Source organism: Veillonella parvula (assembly GCF_032472435.1).
GTDB lineage: Bacteria > Bacillota > Negativicutes > Veillonellales > Veillonellaceae > Veillonella > Veillonella parvula_N.
Window position 1 is genome coordinate 44,092 of record NZ_JAWEGM010000002.1, and the last position, 18,124, is coordinate 62,215.

Below are 18,124 nucleotides of genomic sequence, written 5' to 3' on the forward strand. Positions count from 1 at the left end.
GTTATGCCTCCTTATTGAACCATTGCTGCTTGAACTTCTTCAGCAGTCAAACGAATACGCTGTTTATCGATATGATAGTCTGTCCGGCCTACGATTTGGTAGTAAATATCGATGTCCATATAAGGGAATCCCTTAATATCTTCTCGAATATTGCCAGTTTTACCTGTTAATGTAACATATACACGAATTGTGCCACCTTTGCGTGGTTTGATAATTATAGCTTCAAAGTATCCATCTTGACGCGGACGATTAATATCCATAGCCCAAGCATTTACTTTAACTGCATCAAAATGTTCTTCTGGTAATAATGGACGTGGAAATAAGTCCATTATTGTGCCCAATTGGCGCCCTTTATTTACAAATGGTATATCACAGAACAAAGTAATGGACTCAAAACTACGATCAGATACTTGGAAGTTCGTTGCCCGTTTCGCTAATAAGACAATATTTTCATTACCTTGTTTCAACACAAACAAACGGAATAATAAGTACAGAGCTGCAACAGCCACAATAATAGCTATTACTGCACTGAGGATGTTATAAAACCACATAGGGTATCTCCTTTATAATGTAATATGTTCAATGGTACGACGGCTTGTATCAAGGAAGGATGCACTCAACGTATCACCAAGTTCGACATCCTTTGTAAAATACAATGTCACGGTGCCTACAGTATCTTGATGATTGAAAAGATTTTTACTCTCTAGTCTGTGACGAACCAATTCACTTGTTTCAAAAGCAGGATCAATGAACTGAATGCGACACGATGTTAGTTCCTCTAGTAAAGGTTGTACAAATGGAAAATGAGTACACCCCAAAACAACAACCTCAATTTCTCGAGATAATAAAGGTTCTAAATAATCCTTGCATACTTCACGAACAAAGTAATCATCTAAATGACCTTGTTCAATAAGCCCCGCCAACTCTGGACAAGGTTGTTCCCAAACAAAAACCTCGTGATCAACTTCTAAAGCCACATGCTTATGAATATGACTATTTACAGTGGCCACGGTCGCCATAATACCGATAGTCTTGCTTTTACTTTTATTAATAGCTGTTTTTACACCTTGTGATACACCAATAACTGGCACAGATACAAGTTCACGTACCGCATCAAGAGCCACAACGGTGAAGGTGTTACAAGCAATCACCATCAACTTAACAGGCTGCTTTTCTAGCGTCTCCGCAATACGGCACGCTAAATAAGTGATTTCATCATCACTGCGATTACCTACAGGATTATTCGCATTATCACCGATATAGATAAAATCTTCGTTAGGAAATTGTTCTTGTAATACCTTTAACACAGATAGTCCGCCTACACCAGAGTCAAATACACCGATAGGCAATTGTTGTACATTACTCATGCGGCATCTCCTCAACAGCTGCTAACATAGGCAGATAGAAAGTATCGTCTAATCGCACAATTTTTCCTGTTAATTTTGACATAAAGGCGTTCTTAGTTTCCCCCGTAGCAAGTATTGCACCATCACTAGCACGGCGCATGCGATAGCGAAACACCATTTGAGCCCTCGTCATCTTAACCAAATACGTTTCGATGTGAAGTTCATCATCGAAATTCGCAGGTTCTTTATAATTGCAAGATACATTCATGATGGGAAATACAATATCCTCATTCATCATATCCCACAAAGTGACACCGATCTTACGAAGGAATTCAATGCGCGCCATTTCAAACCATCTAAAATGATTACTATGGTGAGCAATCCCCATCATATCAGTTTCATAAAATCGTACATTTACTGAAGCAATATGCATAAATTCTGTCCTTTTTAAATAGTATACAATTTTTATTCTATATCTATTACTTTAGGGTGTCAAATAAATAAAGGCAGTTCAATCACTGTGGATCAAACTGCCTAAAATGGTAAAAGTTAGCGACTGCTACCAAATGGAAAGAATTTTTTTGCCTCTTCTTGATGACTCGTTTTGATATAACGATTCGCAATCTTAAAGGCTAATCCGAGTACTGCCACATCATCTACCCAACCTAATACAGCAATCGTATCCGGTACAATATCAATAGGTAATACCAAATATCCTAAGGCACCTGCAATGACCGCTTTTACATATTTGGGAGTATCCTTGTCGCGAAAACAAAGGAACAAGGTTACTGCTTGTTGTACAAAGGCAAGTTTCTTACCATATCGACCAAGAAACCCTAAAAATCTTGATTCGCTAAAATACTTACCATATTTAATAATCTTAAATGGATTCATAGTAATAATAATCCTTCAGCGTTTATTTACGCAAACCGCCAATTTTATCTTTCGCTGTGTTAACAGTGTTTGTAGCAACATCTTTTGCTGTCTCTACAGCATCAGAAGCTTTAATTTTTGCAGTTTCTACTGCTACCTGTGCAGAAGCTTTTGCCACTTCTACACCACCTTTTGCGAATTCTTTAGCTACTTCAATACCTTCTTTAGCAGAATCAAGTTTTTCTTTCGCTGCATCAGAAACCTTTGCTACAACTTCTGCTGCGTTATCATGAATTTGGTATTTTGTTTCATTATTCCATTTATTGATGGCAGGTGTTACTTTTTCTTCGTAAACTTGCTTTAAAGATTCTTTAGCAAGACCTGTTTCATTAGCAATCCCAGCCCATACATCACGTTGACCTTGAGTGAAAGGAATACTAGCACTTGCATCACGAACGATTTCAGAAGCAATAGCTTTACCATTTTCAAGGAATTCAGCAACCATCGGTTTGTAACGTTCGATATCAGAAGGCATACCATCTTGAATCCAAATATTTGCAATTTTACCTATAGCATAAGTTAAACCGATAGCTACAGGAACGCGAACAGCTTTAATTGGAATTAGAAGGGATACTGCAGCTGTACCTACAGCTGTGCTAAGACCACCTACTAAACCAACTACAGCACCAGCTTGCAATTCTACGTCATAAAGATGAGCAATACGAGTTACCATGTACGTAGCATTGGCGCACAAAGCGACACTGCTGAATTTAGAGGATAATGCCAATGCTGCCGCACGACCTGCCCCCCAGAAAATAAATTGTTCAACTTGATAGTCACGATCTTGAGATCCATCCATAAGTGGCTCAAGTGTTACGCCATTATATTCTGCCATAAGTATTCTCCTTTGTTGTGAACCAACTATAGGTCTTATTATTAGTATTATTATACCATTCTATTGATAGAAGTGAAATGAATTTTTCTAATTATCCATATATAACAGCTTCTAATATTTTCTATATTACCAACTTGTGAGTCCACCATCGATTGTCCATGCTGCACCTGTCACAAAAGAAGCCTTATTACTCAACAAAAATACAATTACTTCGCCAATTTCATGGGGCTTAGCAATGCGACCTAATGGGTAATGTTGGCCCATTTCAGCCTTTGCAGCTGCCGCATCTTGATTGGCATTAGCAATCTGTTTGTCCACTAATGATGTATCTACATCACCAGGACACACACAGTTTACACGAACGCTGTGAGGTGCCATTTCAAGGGATAGAGATTTTGTAAAGCTCACTACAGCCCCCTTTGATGCACCATATACAGAACACGCTACATTACCTTGTAAACCTGCATCACTAGCGATTGTTACAATACTGCCCTTTGATGATCGTAAATAGGGAAGCGCCGCTTGACATAAGAATACAGTACCTTTTACATTAGTCCCAAACATTTCATCAAAAGCTGCCTCTGTAACATCAGCTAGCAACTCTTCTTCATAATAGCCTGCAGCTGTTACAAGAGCAGACACCCCACCAAATAAATCTACTGTTTCTTTTACAATTCGCTGACAGTCCTCAATTTTAGATACATCACCTTGAATATATTGTACCTTAGAGGAATAACGACGTAGCTTAGTTTTAGCCTTTTGACCAACTTTTTCATTTCGACCATTGATGACTACACACCAACCTTCTTTGAGTAAAAGCTTTGCCGTAGCAAATCCAATACCCGATGTACCACCACTAATCAAGGCCACTTGAACATCACTTTTATGAGGCATACCTTGCCCTCCTATAATGTTGAAATATAGTCATAGACTAATTTCAACAACATAACTGTCGTTACCGACAAGAATACAACTCGCACCAAAGATGAGCCCTTCGCAATTGCCAAATGCGAGCCTAAATAAGCACCTATAATTTGACCTGCCCCGGTGGCAAGACCATACTTAACATTGACGTGTCCTAAATATAAAAACACCAATAGAGACGCCAAATTACTAGTAAAATTCAATATCTTTGCGTTAGCAGAAGCATGCAAGAAATCAAAACCTGTAAAGATAAAGCCCATAATCAAAAATGTACCTGTACCAGGGCCTATAAAGCCATCATATACACCGATGCCAAGAGCAAAAGTCATACAAATATATAGCGCTTTTCCTGCTACCTGAGATGTACGATTGATTTCACCCCAGTCTTTTTTGAACACCACAAAGAGTGTTACGCAAACAAGTAATATGATGATAATAGGCTTTACATATAGCGGTGGTAAAGAAACAACCGCCAATGTACCAAGCATAGAACCCACAAAGGTAAAAGGCAATAATTTGCGAACTAGGGAAAAATCAACCATGTGATTTCTCAAAAATGTAATCGATGCACTGCCAGCACCAAAAATACTGGATAATTTATTGCTGCCCAGAGCCATACTAGGTGGAAGATTTGTTAATAACATGGCAGGTACAGAAATGAGGCCTCCGCCGCCCACAATGGAGTCTACAAAGCCAGCAAACGCACCAGCTACGGCGAGTAAAACGAGTATAAGGATATCAAATGGTAAACCTGTTACCGCAATGAGCCACTCCATAATAAACCTCCTACAGATAGCACATCAACGGTCGCCAAAGGCCACCGTTGTCATGCTAATTTATTTTATTTTGCACCTAGACGATCGAGGGCCAATGTATAACCATCCGCACCATATACTAAACAGCGCTTTACACGACTAATCGTAGCAGTACTCGCACCCGTTTCTTCTACGATTTTCTCATAGCTATCCCCTGCGCGAAGCATTTTTGCTACTTGTAAGCGTTGAGATAATGCTTTTAATTCGTTAATCGTACAGATATCTTCAAAAAATGCATAGCATTCCTCTGTATTTTCAAGCGTTAAAATGGCGGTGAACAATTCGTCATTTTGTTGACTTCTCAATTTTTCATTGATACTCATAGGATCCTCCTACTTCTTATTCATCGCTTTAGACCAAGCATCACCAATCATTTGTACAACTTGTACCAATACAATCAAGATGATGATTGTAGCGATCATAATATCGGCTTGGAAACGTTGGTAACCATATCGGATAGCAATATCCCCAAGACCACCACCACCAATAGCACCAGCCATCGCAGAGTAACCGATGAGGTTAACGATAAGCACCGTTACATTGTCAATAATTGTTGGCAATGCTTCTGGTAATAATACTTTCCAAATGATTTGTAATGGGCTTGCCCCCATGGATTGAGCCGCCTCGATAACGCCAAAATTGATGTCCTTAATAGACGTTTCTACTAGGCGTGCCAAAAATGGAATGGCCGCAATGGTCAACGGCACACATGCTGCAGTTGTACCAATGGAGGTACCTACCACCATACGAGTAAACGGAATGATGGCAACCATCAAGATGATGAAAGGTACAGAACGCGTGGCATTGACAATGGCACCCAATACTTTATTGAGTGTTACATTCTCCAAGATATGACCTTTAGAAGTAACGACCAGAACAACACCAAGAGGAATACCTAATAACATTGCCATTACGGTAGAAATTATCGTCATTTGCAATGTATCAAGGGTACCAGTTATGAGTAGATTAATGATTTGCTCTGACATAACCGATCACCTCGCTTTCAATTGGTAACGTTTTGATGTAGTCCAAACCTTCTTGCGCATTTTCTGGGTCACCATTCAAAATAACGATAAGGCGACCAACGCTCGTATTTTGGATGTAATCAATGCCCCCAAAAAGGATGCTTACATCTAAATTAAAGCGTCTTACAAGGCCTGCTACTACAGGCTCATCTGTTGCTTGTCCTGTAAATTTGAGGCGTACTAATGGTGCGGTCCCTGCAATCCATTGATCATGCAACTCTAGATGTTCCAATGCTTCTGGAGGTAAGTTATCACTCACTACAGAGCTAATAAACTCTTTTGTCGTATTTTCGCGAGGATGTGTGAATACTTCAATAGTACTACCTTCTTCGAGGATGACACCGCCTTCAATAACCGCCACGCGATCACAGATTTCACGGATAACGTGCATCTCATGTGTAATGAGTACAATAGTGAGCCCCATCTTCTCATTAATATTTTTCAACAATTTCAAAATAGAATCTGTTGTTTGAGGATCAAGGGCAGATGTAGCTTCGTCACAAAGGAGAACCTTTGGATTAGAGGCCAATGCACGAGCAATACCAACACGTTGTTTTTGACCACCAGACAATTGAGATGGATAGTTGTTCATCCGGTCTGTAAGGCCTACAATATCAAGAATTGGCGTAATGCGTTCCTTGATTTCAGATTTGCTCATTCCTTGTAATTCCAACGGAAATGCCACATTGTCATATACGGTACGAGAGGACAAGAGATTAAAATGTTGGAAAATCATGCCAATATCTTTGCGCGCTTTACGCAAATCAGATTTGCTAAGTGTTGTTAAATCTGTACCATTTACGATAACAGAGCCAGATGTAGGTGCTTCGAGCATATTGATGCAACGAATCAAGGTGGATTTACCGGCACCGGATTGGCCGATAATGCCAAAGATTTCGCCTTCTTTCACATTTAGGCTAATATCTTTCAACGCTTCCACACGAGTAGCACCTTCATAGACTTTACTAATGTGTTCTAATTGTATCAAAATAATTTCCTTTCTTAAGGTAAATGTGTATCATTTGATGAAAGCAACTTATCTATCAAGGTAGCCCTTCTTCCATCAATTTTTCTAGTGCTTCGCGTAGACGAAGTGTAATGGCACCTGGTTTACCACCAGATACTAAATTTCTGTCTAGCTTAGTAATTGGGATGACACCACCAATTGTATCGGTAAAGAATAATTCATCCGCATCATCTACAAAATTACGATTGAATTCTTTCTCAATAATGGTAATACCTAAAGATGGTGCTACACGCGTTAAGATCATTTGGCGCGTAATACCTTTTAAGATATGATTATCCGCTGGATGCGTGTACAAGATACCATCTTTAACAGCAAACACATTAGATGTTGCACCTTCTGTGCAAATACCATCGCGAAATAGCATTGCTGTATAGGCAAATTTCTTTTCTGCTTTTGTTTGTGCCAAGATATTCGGGATCAAGTTTGTAGTCTTAATATCTACATGCTCCCAACGTTCATCAGGTAAAGCTATCGCTTTTACACCTTCACCCAATTTATTAACTTCATCTAAATCCAAGGTACGGATAAACATAAGCATTTGTGGTTCTAATTTGGAGCGATCATAAGCATGGTGACGTGATGCTACACCACGAGAGATTTGTAAATAAATATAGCCCTCTTTGATTTCACTTTGCTCGATCAAAATTTCGTGCAATTCTGTCAAATCATCAGGGGTCATTTTTACAGGGATATCCATTTCACGCATAGAGCGATACAAACGATCTTGGTGGTAAGACAAAGCGAAGCAACGGCCTTTTACGACGCGAACAACTTCATATACAGAGTCACCAAACAAATAGCCACGGTCATCAATACTGATAACTTTGGCACCTGATTCGACGAATTCACCGTTAAAATATGTTAATTCTTGCATAGGAGCACCTCTTTTTCTATTTCGTTACTCTATCAAGTGGTAATCATCATGGACTTATTATAACACAATTACTTTTAAATTTTCACACTTTACTTTGTGAAAGATATTAATTCGATATACAAAAATCCGCTAGGATACCATAGTTAAAAACTATATCCTAGCGGATGTATAACAAATATTATTTTTATACTAAATCAGCACTACAAAACTAACTAAAACTACGTACACCATTAACGTACTAGCACCAATTAGGGCTCTCTATAAAATAGTTCTCATACTAAACTAATGCCCCAGTATAAATTTACGGATAGATTTAGGCACATAATTAAGAGCCACCGTAGACAAATAGGATAATCCCAACGCCATAACATACATAATTAGCACGTTGGTCACCGTATACAAGAGATTATATTTAGCCATCACACCAGAAATGATTAACAACCAAAATGGATGCGCTAAATAAATACCATACGATTTATCGCCTATCTCAGACCAAATGGACTCCATAGTCACATTCATAGGTAGCCTTTGGAATAGGAATAAACTAAACATCGTTCCCAATCCTGTATAAAGAACGCCCATAGGACTCATTTGATGTACCGTGTAAATTGCTTCTAACACAGTATAATGCCATACGTCCATGACATAGTAATAAGAGCCAAGCATCAATAATATAGAGCTTACCGCACTGACGCCTAAAAGGTAACGATAACGCCACATATATTCGCAGACGATTTCATATCGTTCAGCACATACGGCACCTAAAAGGAAAATCCACACATAATGAATAACCCAATAGTTGAGTCGCATATCAAAAAGATATTTAAGAACTGGCTGATTGCTTAGATTTTCTGTTACCCAACGGCCAAGCATGTAAGACGAAACATAATCGATACCAACTTGGATGACAAAAAGTAACACCAGCCAAAATACAGGCCGTTTTAAGATGACTTTCACCATGGCCCGCCATAATGGCATCATCACGTAGAACCATAGCAAAATAACCATAAAATATAGATGATACATAGAGGTACCAAAGAGTAGATTTATCGCCAACGGCCCTGGATGTAAATTGCCAAGGTTATGAGCTGTCATCCCTGTATATAGCAAGTAAAAGATGGACCACGTAATATATGGAAATAGCACCACCTGAATGCGGCGGTGCATAAATTCCTTATATGAGAATGGTCCCTCTACCGAGGTATGATAAAACAAGCCAAATGCAGAGAGGAAGAAAAACGCAGGCACTCCAAAGCGAGAGAGAATTTCTAACACGCTGATGAGTTCTAAATTTACAAAAGGATTTTGCAATGCGTAAGATCCTACATGAATGCCGATAACACCGAGCATACAGAGGCCTCGCATATAAGTAATTTCCGGTAAAAATGCTTTTTTCATAGCCATTGCCTATTCACTATTGACCAGGTGCCACTGCAGGTGTCGGTACCACACGTGGACCTTGAGACTCTGTAGCTGGTTGTTTAACTACAGGAGGGGTAGATGTAGGTGTTTGAGGCGTTGCAGCTTTTTCAGGTTGTGCGGCTTGTGCTGGTACAGCCTGACCATTTGCTTTAGCAGCCGCTTCTGCCTTAGCCTTAGCTTCTGCTTCAGCCTTAGCTTTTGCTTCAGCTTCTCGTTTCAAGCGTAATTCTTTTTCAAGTGGTACCACTGGTTTGTCATAAACAGTGATATCCGTTTCAAATAGACGTCCCCATGGGAATGTAGCTTTTACTGTACGAGGATTGATTTTAAGGTATTTTTCAGCGAAATCTTGAATGCGTTCACCTAAATAACTTTCAAGATGTTCATTTAATTCACCAGAGTAACGAACATTATCTGTTCTGATAGAATCTTGCATACGATAAATATCTTTACGAATATTTGCTTGATATGCCCAGTTATCCAAATATTGTTGCGTCAACATATCACGATGACCTTCTGGACTCATAGATTTAAGCAATAATCCTTGAGCAATAGCGTAACCTACTGTGTTACTTGCTGTATTCCAACCATTATACGCACCGATTTTGTACAACAAATCTCGTTTGTACATAGCGGATACCAATGTATTATCTGCACCATTATTGAAAGCAATATCTGCAACGCTTACGTTCACACCAGAGTCAACAGCTTGTTGAATGCGATCTACGAAAGCATTTGTAGAGTTGGAGATCATCGGGAAGTTTTCGAAGTTTTCAGACTCGCCTGTGCTCGTTGTAAGAGGTGTATTAACAGCCAATAATACAGTTGGTTTACCTTGTGTCACCATTGTGCCACCTACAGCCTCAACGTGTTGAGCAATTGTTTTATCAATCGTTTGATCTTCGTAACCTGGCAATGTTTTACCGCCACCACCGAGTGGATAAATTACGGAGAATGTAGGTTTTTCTGTGCTCACATCGGTACGGGAACGCGCCATCAACAAGAGACCAAGTTGGTCAGCACCAGGGAAGCTACCGTATTTTTCAACAGAAATATCCTTGGAATATTTGTTGAGGTAACGACCTTCTAGTGCGGATTGAGATAATTGAGATGTATCATCATGACCTAATGCAAAGTAGTCGAATACACCACTGCGAGTTTCATCAATCAACTCTTTGTTGATTTTCATATTTTTTTGACGGCGGTCAAACCAGTCTTGCAAGTATTCCACAGGAACAGAGGCTTGCAGACTCATCAATTTTTGAGTTTCTTCTTGCGTTAAGGAGCCAGAATCCAATTTATCTTGTAATGCAGCAATTTGGAAGATTGTTGGGCCATATTCCGCATAGTAGGCCGGTTCAGTACCACCACCGCTCGCACGTGGAGAACGCATTACGGTGCCAAAGCCATAGATGCGTACATTTTTATTACGCGCTTTTAAACCTTCAATACGTTTCAAGCGATTTTGCAACGTACTAAGCGGAATATTATGTTTACGAGAATCTACAAGACCTCCATAAATAAGAGTATCTGTACTTAATACCATAACATCAGCACGACCTGCATTTTGCTCTACCCAAGCCATAATTTGATCAGCTTGACCTTGGTACGTCTTACCAGAAATCAAGTGTTGAGGTGGTGTCAACACAGTCATACCCGCCTCACGAGCTGTATCGACTGTATATTGCAAACTTACAGGACGATCATCTTGAGGTACATATAATACGGTTTCTGCATCAATATTGATGGATGTACCTGTAGCAATGGCTGTAACCATTAATGCTACTTTCAACCATTTATTTGTCATAAAGCAAATCTCCTTCTGTGTACACGAGTACTCTCGACTCGAAAATTAACTCTTATATAATACTCTTTTTTTCTGACACTTTTATGAAATACTTAATAGTATAATTATATCATTTACCTGTTATTTCTCAAATGCAGTGCCTTTAGCTTTAGCGCACTTTGGGTAAGCTCCAATTATATTTAATAGCTAGTAAACGGATAACTAGTACAACGGTAAAAGCACCATATACAGCCTCTCCAACCCAGTTAGAAATAACCATTAAGTAATAAACGATGCCCCCAATAACACTAGGTAGAGCATACACATCTTCTTTTAAAACAGAGGGAATCCGTTGAGCCAGCATATCTCGGATAATACCACCTCCAACGGCAGTAATAGTTCCTAATAAAACAATGAAAATTGGCAGCTCAGGATATAGTTTAAACCCTGCAGATGCTCCAGTTACTGTAAACGATGCTAGCCCCACAGCGTCGGCTAATAAATAGCTTGCTCGGCTACGAGGGCCCATAGCATGCTTGCGATAACGGCTGTTATAGATAATAAATACGATAATTGTTACGGAAATAACCACAGTTACATATACAATATTGCGTAACGAATTCGGCGGAAAATACCCCAAGAGAACATCCCGTACAATTCCACCACCGATTGCCGTGGCCAGTGCCAATACAGCCATACCAAATATATCCATTCTCCGCGCCACCCCAACAAGTGCTCCAGAGATAGCAAAGGCAATAGTGCCAATCATATCAAATATATACCAAATAATATCCATAATACCCTCACACAATCTATTCGCATAACTGCGCACACTATGATAGACTTTATGTAAGATATTATACATTAAGAGGTATGAGAATGACAAAGAACATTACACCTATAGAGATTAAAAATATGGATGAGCGTAGCCGTGATGAATATTTTATGGGTTTTGCCCTAGAGGAGGCCCACAAAGCTTATGCTCTAGGAGAAATTCCTATCGGCGCCATTTTAGTTCAAAACAATACAATCATTTCACGCCACCATAATCGCCGCGAATTAGATAACGATGCAACGGCTCATGCAGAGGTGCTCGTCATCCGCGAAGCATGCGATGTACTCAAGCGTTGGCGGTTGACTGGTTGTACCCTGTATGTTACGATAGAGCCGTGTCCGATGTGCGCTGGAGCCATCATCAACAGTCGTATTGACCGTGTTGTATATGGTGCAAGTGATTACAAAGGAGGCGCTGTAGAGTCTCTTTTCAATGTACTCTCTCACCCTGGTTTAAATCATGAACCCGAATTAGCATCGGGGATCCTTGGTGATGAATGTAGTCAAATCATGAAAGACTTTTTTAAAGAGCGCCGTAAAACACGGAGGAGTACCCAAGAGGCTGAAGGGTCCGCACTCGAAATGCGGTAGGTCGGGCAACCGGCGCGGGGGTTCAAATCCCTCCTCCTCTGCCATATAAAATATATAAAGCGCTAACCATGGTTAGCGCTTTTTTGCGAAGGGACCACTACTATGAAAAAATATTACCCTTATCTCATTACGGTGAGTCATATGATTAACGACTCCTGTCAAAGTGTATTACCTGCCCTCTTGCCATTATTTATCTACACTTATGGACTTAGTTTAGAGCAAGCAGGCTTTCTCATATTAGCCAATACAGCATTATCTTCATTGTTACAGCCATTATTAGGTTATGTCTCTGACAAGATCAATCAGCCACGGCTCATCGCCTTAGGTGTTCTGCTCTCAGCTTGTAGCACAGGTGCCATGGGTTTTGTAACCTCTTATGAAAGCTTGCTTGTTTGTGCTACCTTAGCTGGTGTAGGCTCCTCTATCTTCCACCCTGAAGGAGCGAAAATCATGAATCGCCTCGGAGGTGGTAAAAAAGGTAAAGCCATGGGGACCTTTGCCATCGGTGGTAGCTCTGGTTTTGCCATCGGTCCACTCTTTGCGGGCTCTATTGCCTATACAGTAGGACCTCATGGACTGGCAGCTTTCACCATAGTGGGTCTTATTATCTCAACAGTTTTATTCGTCCTCATGCCGCGCATAGTAACTCAAGCACGCACTATCGACCAAGCGGTAGCTATGGAAAACCCTACACTAGTGGCTAAGCCGCTAAAGAATTACTGGAAATACTTTGGTATCTTGTTTATTATCATCCTAAGCCAATCAGTAAACTTCCGCGTTATCAATGCATTTATTCCTATCTTCTGGACTCGTGAACTCGGCACTAGCCCAGAGCAAGGGAGCTTTGCATTAACCATATTCTTTAGTATCGGTATCTTCATGACATATATTGGCGGTCTATTAGGCGACAAATATGGTCCCATCAAAATCATTAGACTATCCCTATTGATTTGGTTGCCAGCTATGTTCCTATTAACAGAAGTGCCAACCTTCTCCCCTGTTATCATGATGCCTGTAGCCTATATGTTACTACTCATGATTGGCGCTGCTAAAGCTCTTAGCTACAGCCCCGTTATTGTACTAGGCCAAACCTACCTTGCTAAAAGCATCGGCTTTGCGTCCGGTATTACCCTCGGGGTGAGCCAAACTATCGGCGGTATCATCGCACCTGTAGTAGGTAACCTTGCGGATACCTATTCTTTACCTGCCGCTATGATGACACTCGTACCATTCCTAGTAGTGGGTCTTGGGGCTTCATTGATACTTAAAGATCCTAAAAAATTACAATAAAAAAGGCCGTTGTTTCTAAATTGGAAACAACGGTTTTTTAGTATCAAAATATTTGAATTTTTGCCAAATTATATATTTATACCTTATCTAGTTCTTTCAGTCTATCTTCCATAATAGATATTTTAATCAATGCCCTTTGCTTCTTTAAATCTGCTACAATTCCCAGTAGTATAGCTATGCAAAATGTATTTAACAACAAAAAAACAAAATCAATAATTATTGTATGCTTTAAATATCCTATTACGACAAGGAGAACACTAATCACAAAGAAAATTCCGTAAAACCACCAAGCACGCCCTCCTGGAAGCTCCATAAATAAAGCTACTAACCATCCAGCAAAAGAGACAACAAGAGTAAATAAAGAAATCATAGATAAAAAATCAAAATAAACAGTAGTAATCATAAACTCTTTAGTGGCTGGTCCTAATACAATTACTTGAGTAGCTAAATCTAATCCATAAGTGAAAATTCCCGCACTTATCACACCAAATACAACGGAACTCCATATAAAAGTAAACTTACTGTCTAATTCTGCTCGTCCTTTAATTATTTCCCAGCTCAAATCACGCACTGAAAGATTTTTTATCTCATCGCAAATTTTCAATTTGTATGTACGCCAATATCTTTTATCTGCACTCGGAAATACTTTATGATAAAAATAAACAAACTTTTGGGGAAAGCTAGCTTTTTTAGGTAATAACACACTCATATAAACACACCTCAAACTATCTAGATTATAATTAGAATATCTTATTCTAATATACCTTTATATATCACCAACTATACATCATATTCTTAGTAAGGCTAAGAAAACGACCCCCTTTGCAAAAATTTTTCTGCATCGGGGGTTAATTTATTTTAAAACTTAGTGTTTTAGCATTTCATTCAATATAACTACGTCCGTTTCTTTCATGCCTTGTGCCACAGCACCAATACTGCGGATAGTTTCATCAACGGAGTATGCTACAAGTCCATCGCCTTTTTGGTAGTTTTTGTTAAGGCGAGCTTGTTTATATCCCATAAAGGCGCCATCAAGGGAAATTGCAATTTTACCTGCACAGGATGGTTTCGCACCATCACATACGATACCAGATAAACTTGCAAGACCATTTACAAGAGTGTTCTCGATTATATCTTTACTATCACCCTTCAAGAAGGCAATACCTGCTACACTTACCACACCGGCAGATACAACGCCACAGTATGCAGACAATTTACCAATACCAGATTTAACGTAAAGCGTTAGCAAGTTAGCAAAGACGAGAGCGCGATACAATTCATCTTCACTTTTACCAAGTTCATCGGAAGTCGTAATGATTGGTACAGACACGGTTAAACCTTGATTACCAGAGCCAGAGCAGATAACGACAGGCAATGGGCAACCACTCATACGCGCATCAGAGCCAGCTGCGGCACGAGCCTTACATTTCGTTTCGAGAGATGGATTTTCTTCATCTAACAATAACAATTGTCCAATATTAGATCCATAATCATTGGACAGACCTTCCTTAGAAATTGCAGTATTATACTCAACTTGCTGTTTAATTTGAGGTAGGATACCAGAAATATCACCTGTTAAAGCAAATTCGTAAATGCTATCGAAGGTCATGGCATATTCTGTTTTAGCCGCTTTCTTAATTTCATTGACTGTTTCAGAGACAATCTCACCATCTACTGATACATAGGTTACATTCGTATGGTCATTTTCAATGCGAACAACCGCTGTATGTTCATCTGTTTCTGCAGTGATTTCTATATATAGATTATCTACGCCTTCAGCAAGTGAAACGGTACAGAAGTTAGCATCAAGCAATGTACCAAGCCATTTGCGATCTTCGTCTGTAGCAGATTCCAACACCTCTAGTTCACGCTCTGGATGACCTACAATAGCACCCAGTGTAGTGGCCGCCGTTAGTCCTTTTCGCCCCCCAGAATTTGGAATGACTACAGATTTTACATTTTTGATAATATTCGCGCTGCATCTTGCGTGAATATGGTTAGGAAACTCATCTAAAACAGAGACTGCCTTCGCAGCCGCATAAGCCAATGCAATTGGCTCAGTACAACCGAAGGCAGGACGCATCTCTGACTGTAACAAAGAAATATAATCCATCTTATACTTCCGCAATAATTTCCACTTCTACAATAACGCCTAATGGAAGGTCTTTTACTGCTACACATGAACGAGCTGGTTTAGAAGTGAAATATTTAGCATACACTTCATTAAATGCTTTGAAATCACCAATATCAGCTAAGAAGCAAGTTGTTTTAACAACCTTGGAAAAGTCTGTACCAGCTTCAGTCAATACGGCTTCAATATTTTTGCATACTTGTTCAGTTTGCTCTACAATGCCCCCTTCAACAACTGTACCAGTTGCAGGATTGAGTGGAATTTGACCAGAAGCAAATAATAAACCGCCAATAACTTTAGCTTGAGAGTAAGGGCCTACTGCTGCTGGTGCTTTGTCTGTAGAAATTGTTTTCATGATAAATCTCCTTTTATAAATAAATATAAATTAATATGACTATATTTAAGGTGCGAAACTCATGTTGATGCCTCGATATATATGACTTACCTCAATATATCACATATTACACAAAAGTACGTATATAACCAATTATTTAATTGATTTAAATGCATTATCAAATATTGGTTTGAAATAATCACGTTGTACATCAGTTGTTATACCTACATACAACACTGGTTTTCCTGGCTTCAACACAAATGCAGCATTTGCATAGAGTGGAGTTTGTACATTTCCATCTGCATATAACAAGCGAGAGCTTGCTGCATATGTTTGATATTTTGTACCAGCCACCGGATGTACTTGTTCTGCATTTTCTACGGTTAGAGTTTTAAGTGTTTTAGGCATAATCGTTGCTTTTTGGGAATCACGACTAGACACATTAATAGGTCCATTCAAAGGAACTACTGTTGTGCTAGTGGGAATCTGTTTATTTATTGTTCCTAATAGAAGTTGCTCTGTTACAGGATCAATTTGACCTTTATCAAGAGCGGCCATTGCCGCTATAAACATAGGGTCATTAGCCTTTTCTTTAGCCACTTGTTGCGCTATTTGTTTAACATCTACAGCCACTACGAATGCATCTTTTTGACCAGTTTTATCTGCCCCTTGCAATTGGTATATATCAAAATTAGTACCAAAGTTTTGGAAAAATTCCTTTGCCATCATATTCGCCATCGTAGATTTTGAGGGATTCTGTTGCATTTGTTTCTCTACAAAATCACGTGTATTTGTTTTAGACGCAGAAACAATATTTACATTATTAGGCACTACCATGGATCCTGCAATTGTTTGTACATCCTTAGCAAAACCTACGCCAGATACAGTACCCATTAGGCAAGCTGCACAAGCCAATACTTTCAAAGATTTCATATTATTTACCTCCCTTGAGAGATTGTGTTTGATACATATGATTCAACTCATTAGCCCAATAATCATAGCTAGAGTCATCAGACATTAAAATCTGTAAAGATACACCTTTATCTGTAGGAACAGCATAACCAATTAAGGAATAAGTATTTCTAAAGCCATCATATTTTAGACTACCGCGTAAATCGCCTGTCACAGCTGTACCATAGCGTGTTTGAACAGGTTTATAGGCCACATGCGTTGCATCTAGGCTTACTTGTTTTGCCATAAAGTCTACATAAGAACGGATCTCTTCTATACTTTTAGGAGATGATTTCTTATCTGTGGCAAGCATTTTATCAAAGACACCTATAATTTGAGAAGGTAACTTATCATTTATCGTTTTTAGATCTTTAGCTAATTTAGCACCTTCAATAGTATTGCTCTTCAGGCCTTGTAATTGTTGTTGGGCCGTCTCTTTAGAGTAAGATTCTACATATTTAGAGATAGAATGCTTTAATGCGGCTTTTTCCGCATCTGCCCCCTTCTCTAAAATAGTCTTATTCATACCTATAACTTGATCAATTGCATTTTTAGAATAGTTAATAACAATTAAACCACCTATATGATGTCCTTGTTTATCAGTACCTTGCAATTGATAGAAGGAGTAACCATCAAGAAAGTCCCCCTTCACTGGTTCAACAGCTACACCAGTCTGTGCTTTCACAACATTATTAATAGTATCAACAGCAGATTTATTTGCTACTTTAAGAAATTTATCTTGTTCTTGATTACGCAATCTTGTATCAGTAGAAATATGCATAACTTCTACAGCTTTCACAGTTGGGGAAGTTGTGCCGTACATACCATAACCTAAATCTACCGTATCAGCACATGCCACTGCCCCCATACCCACAGTTAAACAGGTGGCACAAGCCAATGTCATCAACTTTTTATTGAGAGTTCTCATAAGACACCTCACCTTTTTAACAATACACTATGTATAGATTGTTAGATAATCTGTGCAGTATATATTAAGAGTTTAAAG

The 18,124-nt window shown here is 39.2% G+C and carries 21 protein-coding genes and 1 tRNA gene; 3 read left to right on the plus strand and 19 right to left on the minus strand.

All coding sequences use genetic code 11. From position 1 onward, the window contains the following. Positions 1-11: 11 nt before the first annotated feature. The 14 genes from E7A03_RS03160 to E7A03_RS03225 all read right to left on the minus strand — a co-directional run bounded on the left by E7A03_RS03160 (position 12) and on the right by E7A03_RS03225 (position 11,783). Entirely contained in the window at positions 12-551 is a 540-nt protein-coding gene (locus E7A03_RS03160; protein WP_004693598.1) for a hypothetical protein, read from the minus strand. 12 nt (positions 552-563) lie between these two features. Next, complete coding sequence (murI, locus tag E7A03_RS03165; RefSeq protein WP_012863984.1) at positions 564-1,367, minus strand: glutamate racemase; 804 nt, start codon at positions 1,365-1,367, stop codon at positions 564-566. After that, positions 1,360-1,779, minus strand: coding sequence for an acyl-CoA thioesterase (locus E7A03_RS03170; RefSeq protein WP_012863983.1), 420 nt, complete (start codon positions 1,777-1,779; stop codon positions 1,360-1,362). Before E7A03_RS03170 ends, murI begins: the two co-directional genes overlap by 8 nt. Positions 1,780-1,895: 116 nt before the next feature. Continuing rightward, positions 1,896-2,240 carry a YkvA family protein gene (locus E7A03_RS03175; protein ID WP_012863982.1) on the minus strand — a complete coding sequence of 115 codons (345 nt, stop codon included), beginning with the start codon at positions 2,238-2,240 and terminating at the stop codon, positions 1,896-1,898. A gap of 22 nt (positions 2,241-2,262) precedes the next feature. After that, positions 2,263-3,114 (minus strand): hypothetical protein, encoded by an 852-nt coding sequence (locus E7A03_RS03180; RefSeq protein WP_021147818.1) that lies wholly within the window; start codon positions 3,112-3,114, stop codon positions 2,263-2,265. A 126-nt stretch (positions 3,115-3,240) separates the two neighbouring features. Next, positions 3,241-4,008 (minus strand): SDR family NAD(P)-dependent oxidoreductase, encoded by a 768-nt coding sequence (locus E7A03_RS03185; protein ID WP_021147817.1) that lies wholly within the window; start codon positions 4,006-4,008, stop codon positions 3,241-3,243. An 11-nt stretch (positions 4,009-4,019) separates the two neighbouring features. Continuing rightward, positions 4,020-4,814 carry a TSUP family transporter gene (locus E7A03_RS03190; RefSeq protein ID WP_021147816.1) on the minus strand — a complete coding sequence of 265 codons (795 nt, stop codon included), beginning with the start codon at positions 4,812-4,814 and terminating at the stop codon, positions 4,020-4,022. A gap of 65 nt (positions 4,815-4,879) precedes the next feature. Continuing rightward, positions 4,880-5,176 (minus strand): YerC/YecD family TrpR-related protein, encoded by a 297-nt coding sequence (locus E7A03_RS03195; RefSeq protein ID WP_004693609.1) that lies wholly within the window; start codon positions 5,174-5,176, stop codon positions 4,880-4,882. Between the two features lie 9 nt (positions 5,177-5,185). After that, a complete protein-coding gene (locus tag E7A03_RS03200; protein ID WP_008715638.1) occupies positions 5,186-5,839 on the minus strand; it encodes a methionine ABC transporter permease in 654 nt (217 codons plus the stop codon). After that, positions 5,820-6,866: a methionine ABC transporter ATP-binding protein gene (locus E7A03_RS03205; protein ID WP_021147815.1), complete on the minus strand. Its 1,047-nt coding sequence runs from the start codon at positions 6,864-6,866 to the stop codon at positions 5,820-5,822. Before E7A03_RS03205 ends, E7A03_RS03200 begins: the two co-directional genes overlap by 20 nt. Positions 6,867-6,921: 55 nt before the next feature. Then, a complete protein-coding gene (locus E7A03_RS03210) occupies positions 6,922-7,779 on the minus strand; it encodes an aminotransferase class IV (RefSeq protein ID WP_021147814.1) in 858 nt (285 codons plus the stop codon). A 282-nt stretch (positions 7,780-8,061) separates the two neighbouring features. After that, entirely contained in the window at positions 8,062-9,183 is a 1,122-nt protein-coding gene (locus E7A03_RS03215) for an acyltransferase (protein ID WP_021147813.1), read from the minus strand. 10 nt (positions 9,184-9,193) lie between these two features. Continuing rightward, positions 9,194-11,008, minus strand: coding sequence for a DUF4127 family protein (locus tag E7A03_RS03220; RefSeq protein WP_287509452.1), 1,815 nt, complete (start codon positions 11,006-11,008; stop codon positions 9,194-9,196). Positions 11,009-11,156: 148 nt separating this feature from the next. Beyond that, positions 11,157-11,783 (minus strand): trimeric intracellular cation channel family protein, encoded by a 627-nt coding sequence (locus E7A03_RS03225; RefSeq protein WP_004693621.1) that lies wholly within the window; start codon positions 11,781-11,783, stop codon positions 11,157-11,159. Between the two features lie 83 nt (positions 11,784-11,866). On the opposite strand from E7A03_RS03225, the gene tadA reads away from it, so the two are divergent. The 3 genes from tadA to E7A03_RS03240 all read left to right on the plus strand — a co-directional run bounded on the left by tadA (position 11,867) and on the right by E7A03_RS03240 (position 13,702). Next, positions 11,867-12,412 carry a tRNA adenosine(34) deaminase TadA gene (tadA, locus tag E7A03_RS03230; protein ID WP_024061301.1) on the plus strand — a complete coding sequence of 182 codons (546 nt, stop codon included), beginning with the start codon at positions 11,867-11,869 and terminating at the stop codon, positions 12,410-12,412. Continuing rightward, positions 12,366-12,456: transfer RNA gene (locus tag E7A03_RS03235), tRNA-Ser, on the plus strand. Before tadA ends, E7A03_RS03235 begins: the two co-directional genes overlap by 47 nt. A 58-nt stretch (positions 12,457-12,514) precedes the next feature. After that, positions 12,515-13,702 (plus strand): MFS transporter, encoded by a 1,188-nt coding sequence (locus E7A03_RS03240; protein ID WP_101928969.1) that lies wholly within the window; start codon positions 12,515-12,517, stop codon positions 13,700-13,702. Positions 13,703-13,778: 76 nt separating this feature from the next. Here the strand turns inward: E7A03_RS03240 and E7A03_RS03245 are convergent, their stop codons facing one another. The 5 genes from E7A03_RS03245 to E7A03_RS03265 form a co-directional block, all read right to left on the minus strand. Further along, positions 13,779-14,411: a hypothetical protein gene (locus E7A03_RS03245; RefSeq protein ID WP_004698339.1), complete on the minus strand. Its 633-nt coding sequence runs from the start codon at positions 14,409-14,411 to the stop codon at positions 13,779-13,781. A 156-nt stretch (positions 14,412-14,567) separates the two neighbouring features. Further along, complete coding sequence (locus E7A03_RS03250; protein WP_021147809.1) at positions 14,568-15,815, minus strand: L-cysteine desulfidase family protein; 1,248 nt, start codon at positions 15,813-15,815, stop codon at positions 14,568-14,570. A 1-nt stretch (position 15,816) separates the two neighbouring features. Then, positions 15,817-16,188, minus strand: coding sequence for a RidA family protein (locus E7A03_RS03255; protein WP_021147808.1), 372 nt, complete (start codon positions 16,186-16,188; stop codon positions 15,817-15,819). A gap of 132 nt (positions 16,189-16,320) precedes the next feature. Further along, complete coding sequence (locus E7A03_RS03260) at positions 16,321-17,100, minus strand: hypothetical protein (RefSeq protein ID WP_021147807.1); 780 nt, start codon at positions 17,098-17,100, stop codon at positions 16,321-16,323. A gap of 1 nt (position 17,101) precedes the next feature. After that, positions 17,102-18,046 (minus strand): hypothetical protein, encoded by a 945-nt coding sequence (locus tag E7A03_RS03265; protein WP_021147806.1) that lies wholly within the window; start codon positions 18,044-18,046, stop codon positions 17,102-17,104. Positions 18,047-18,124 lie beyond the last annotated feature (78 nt).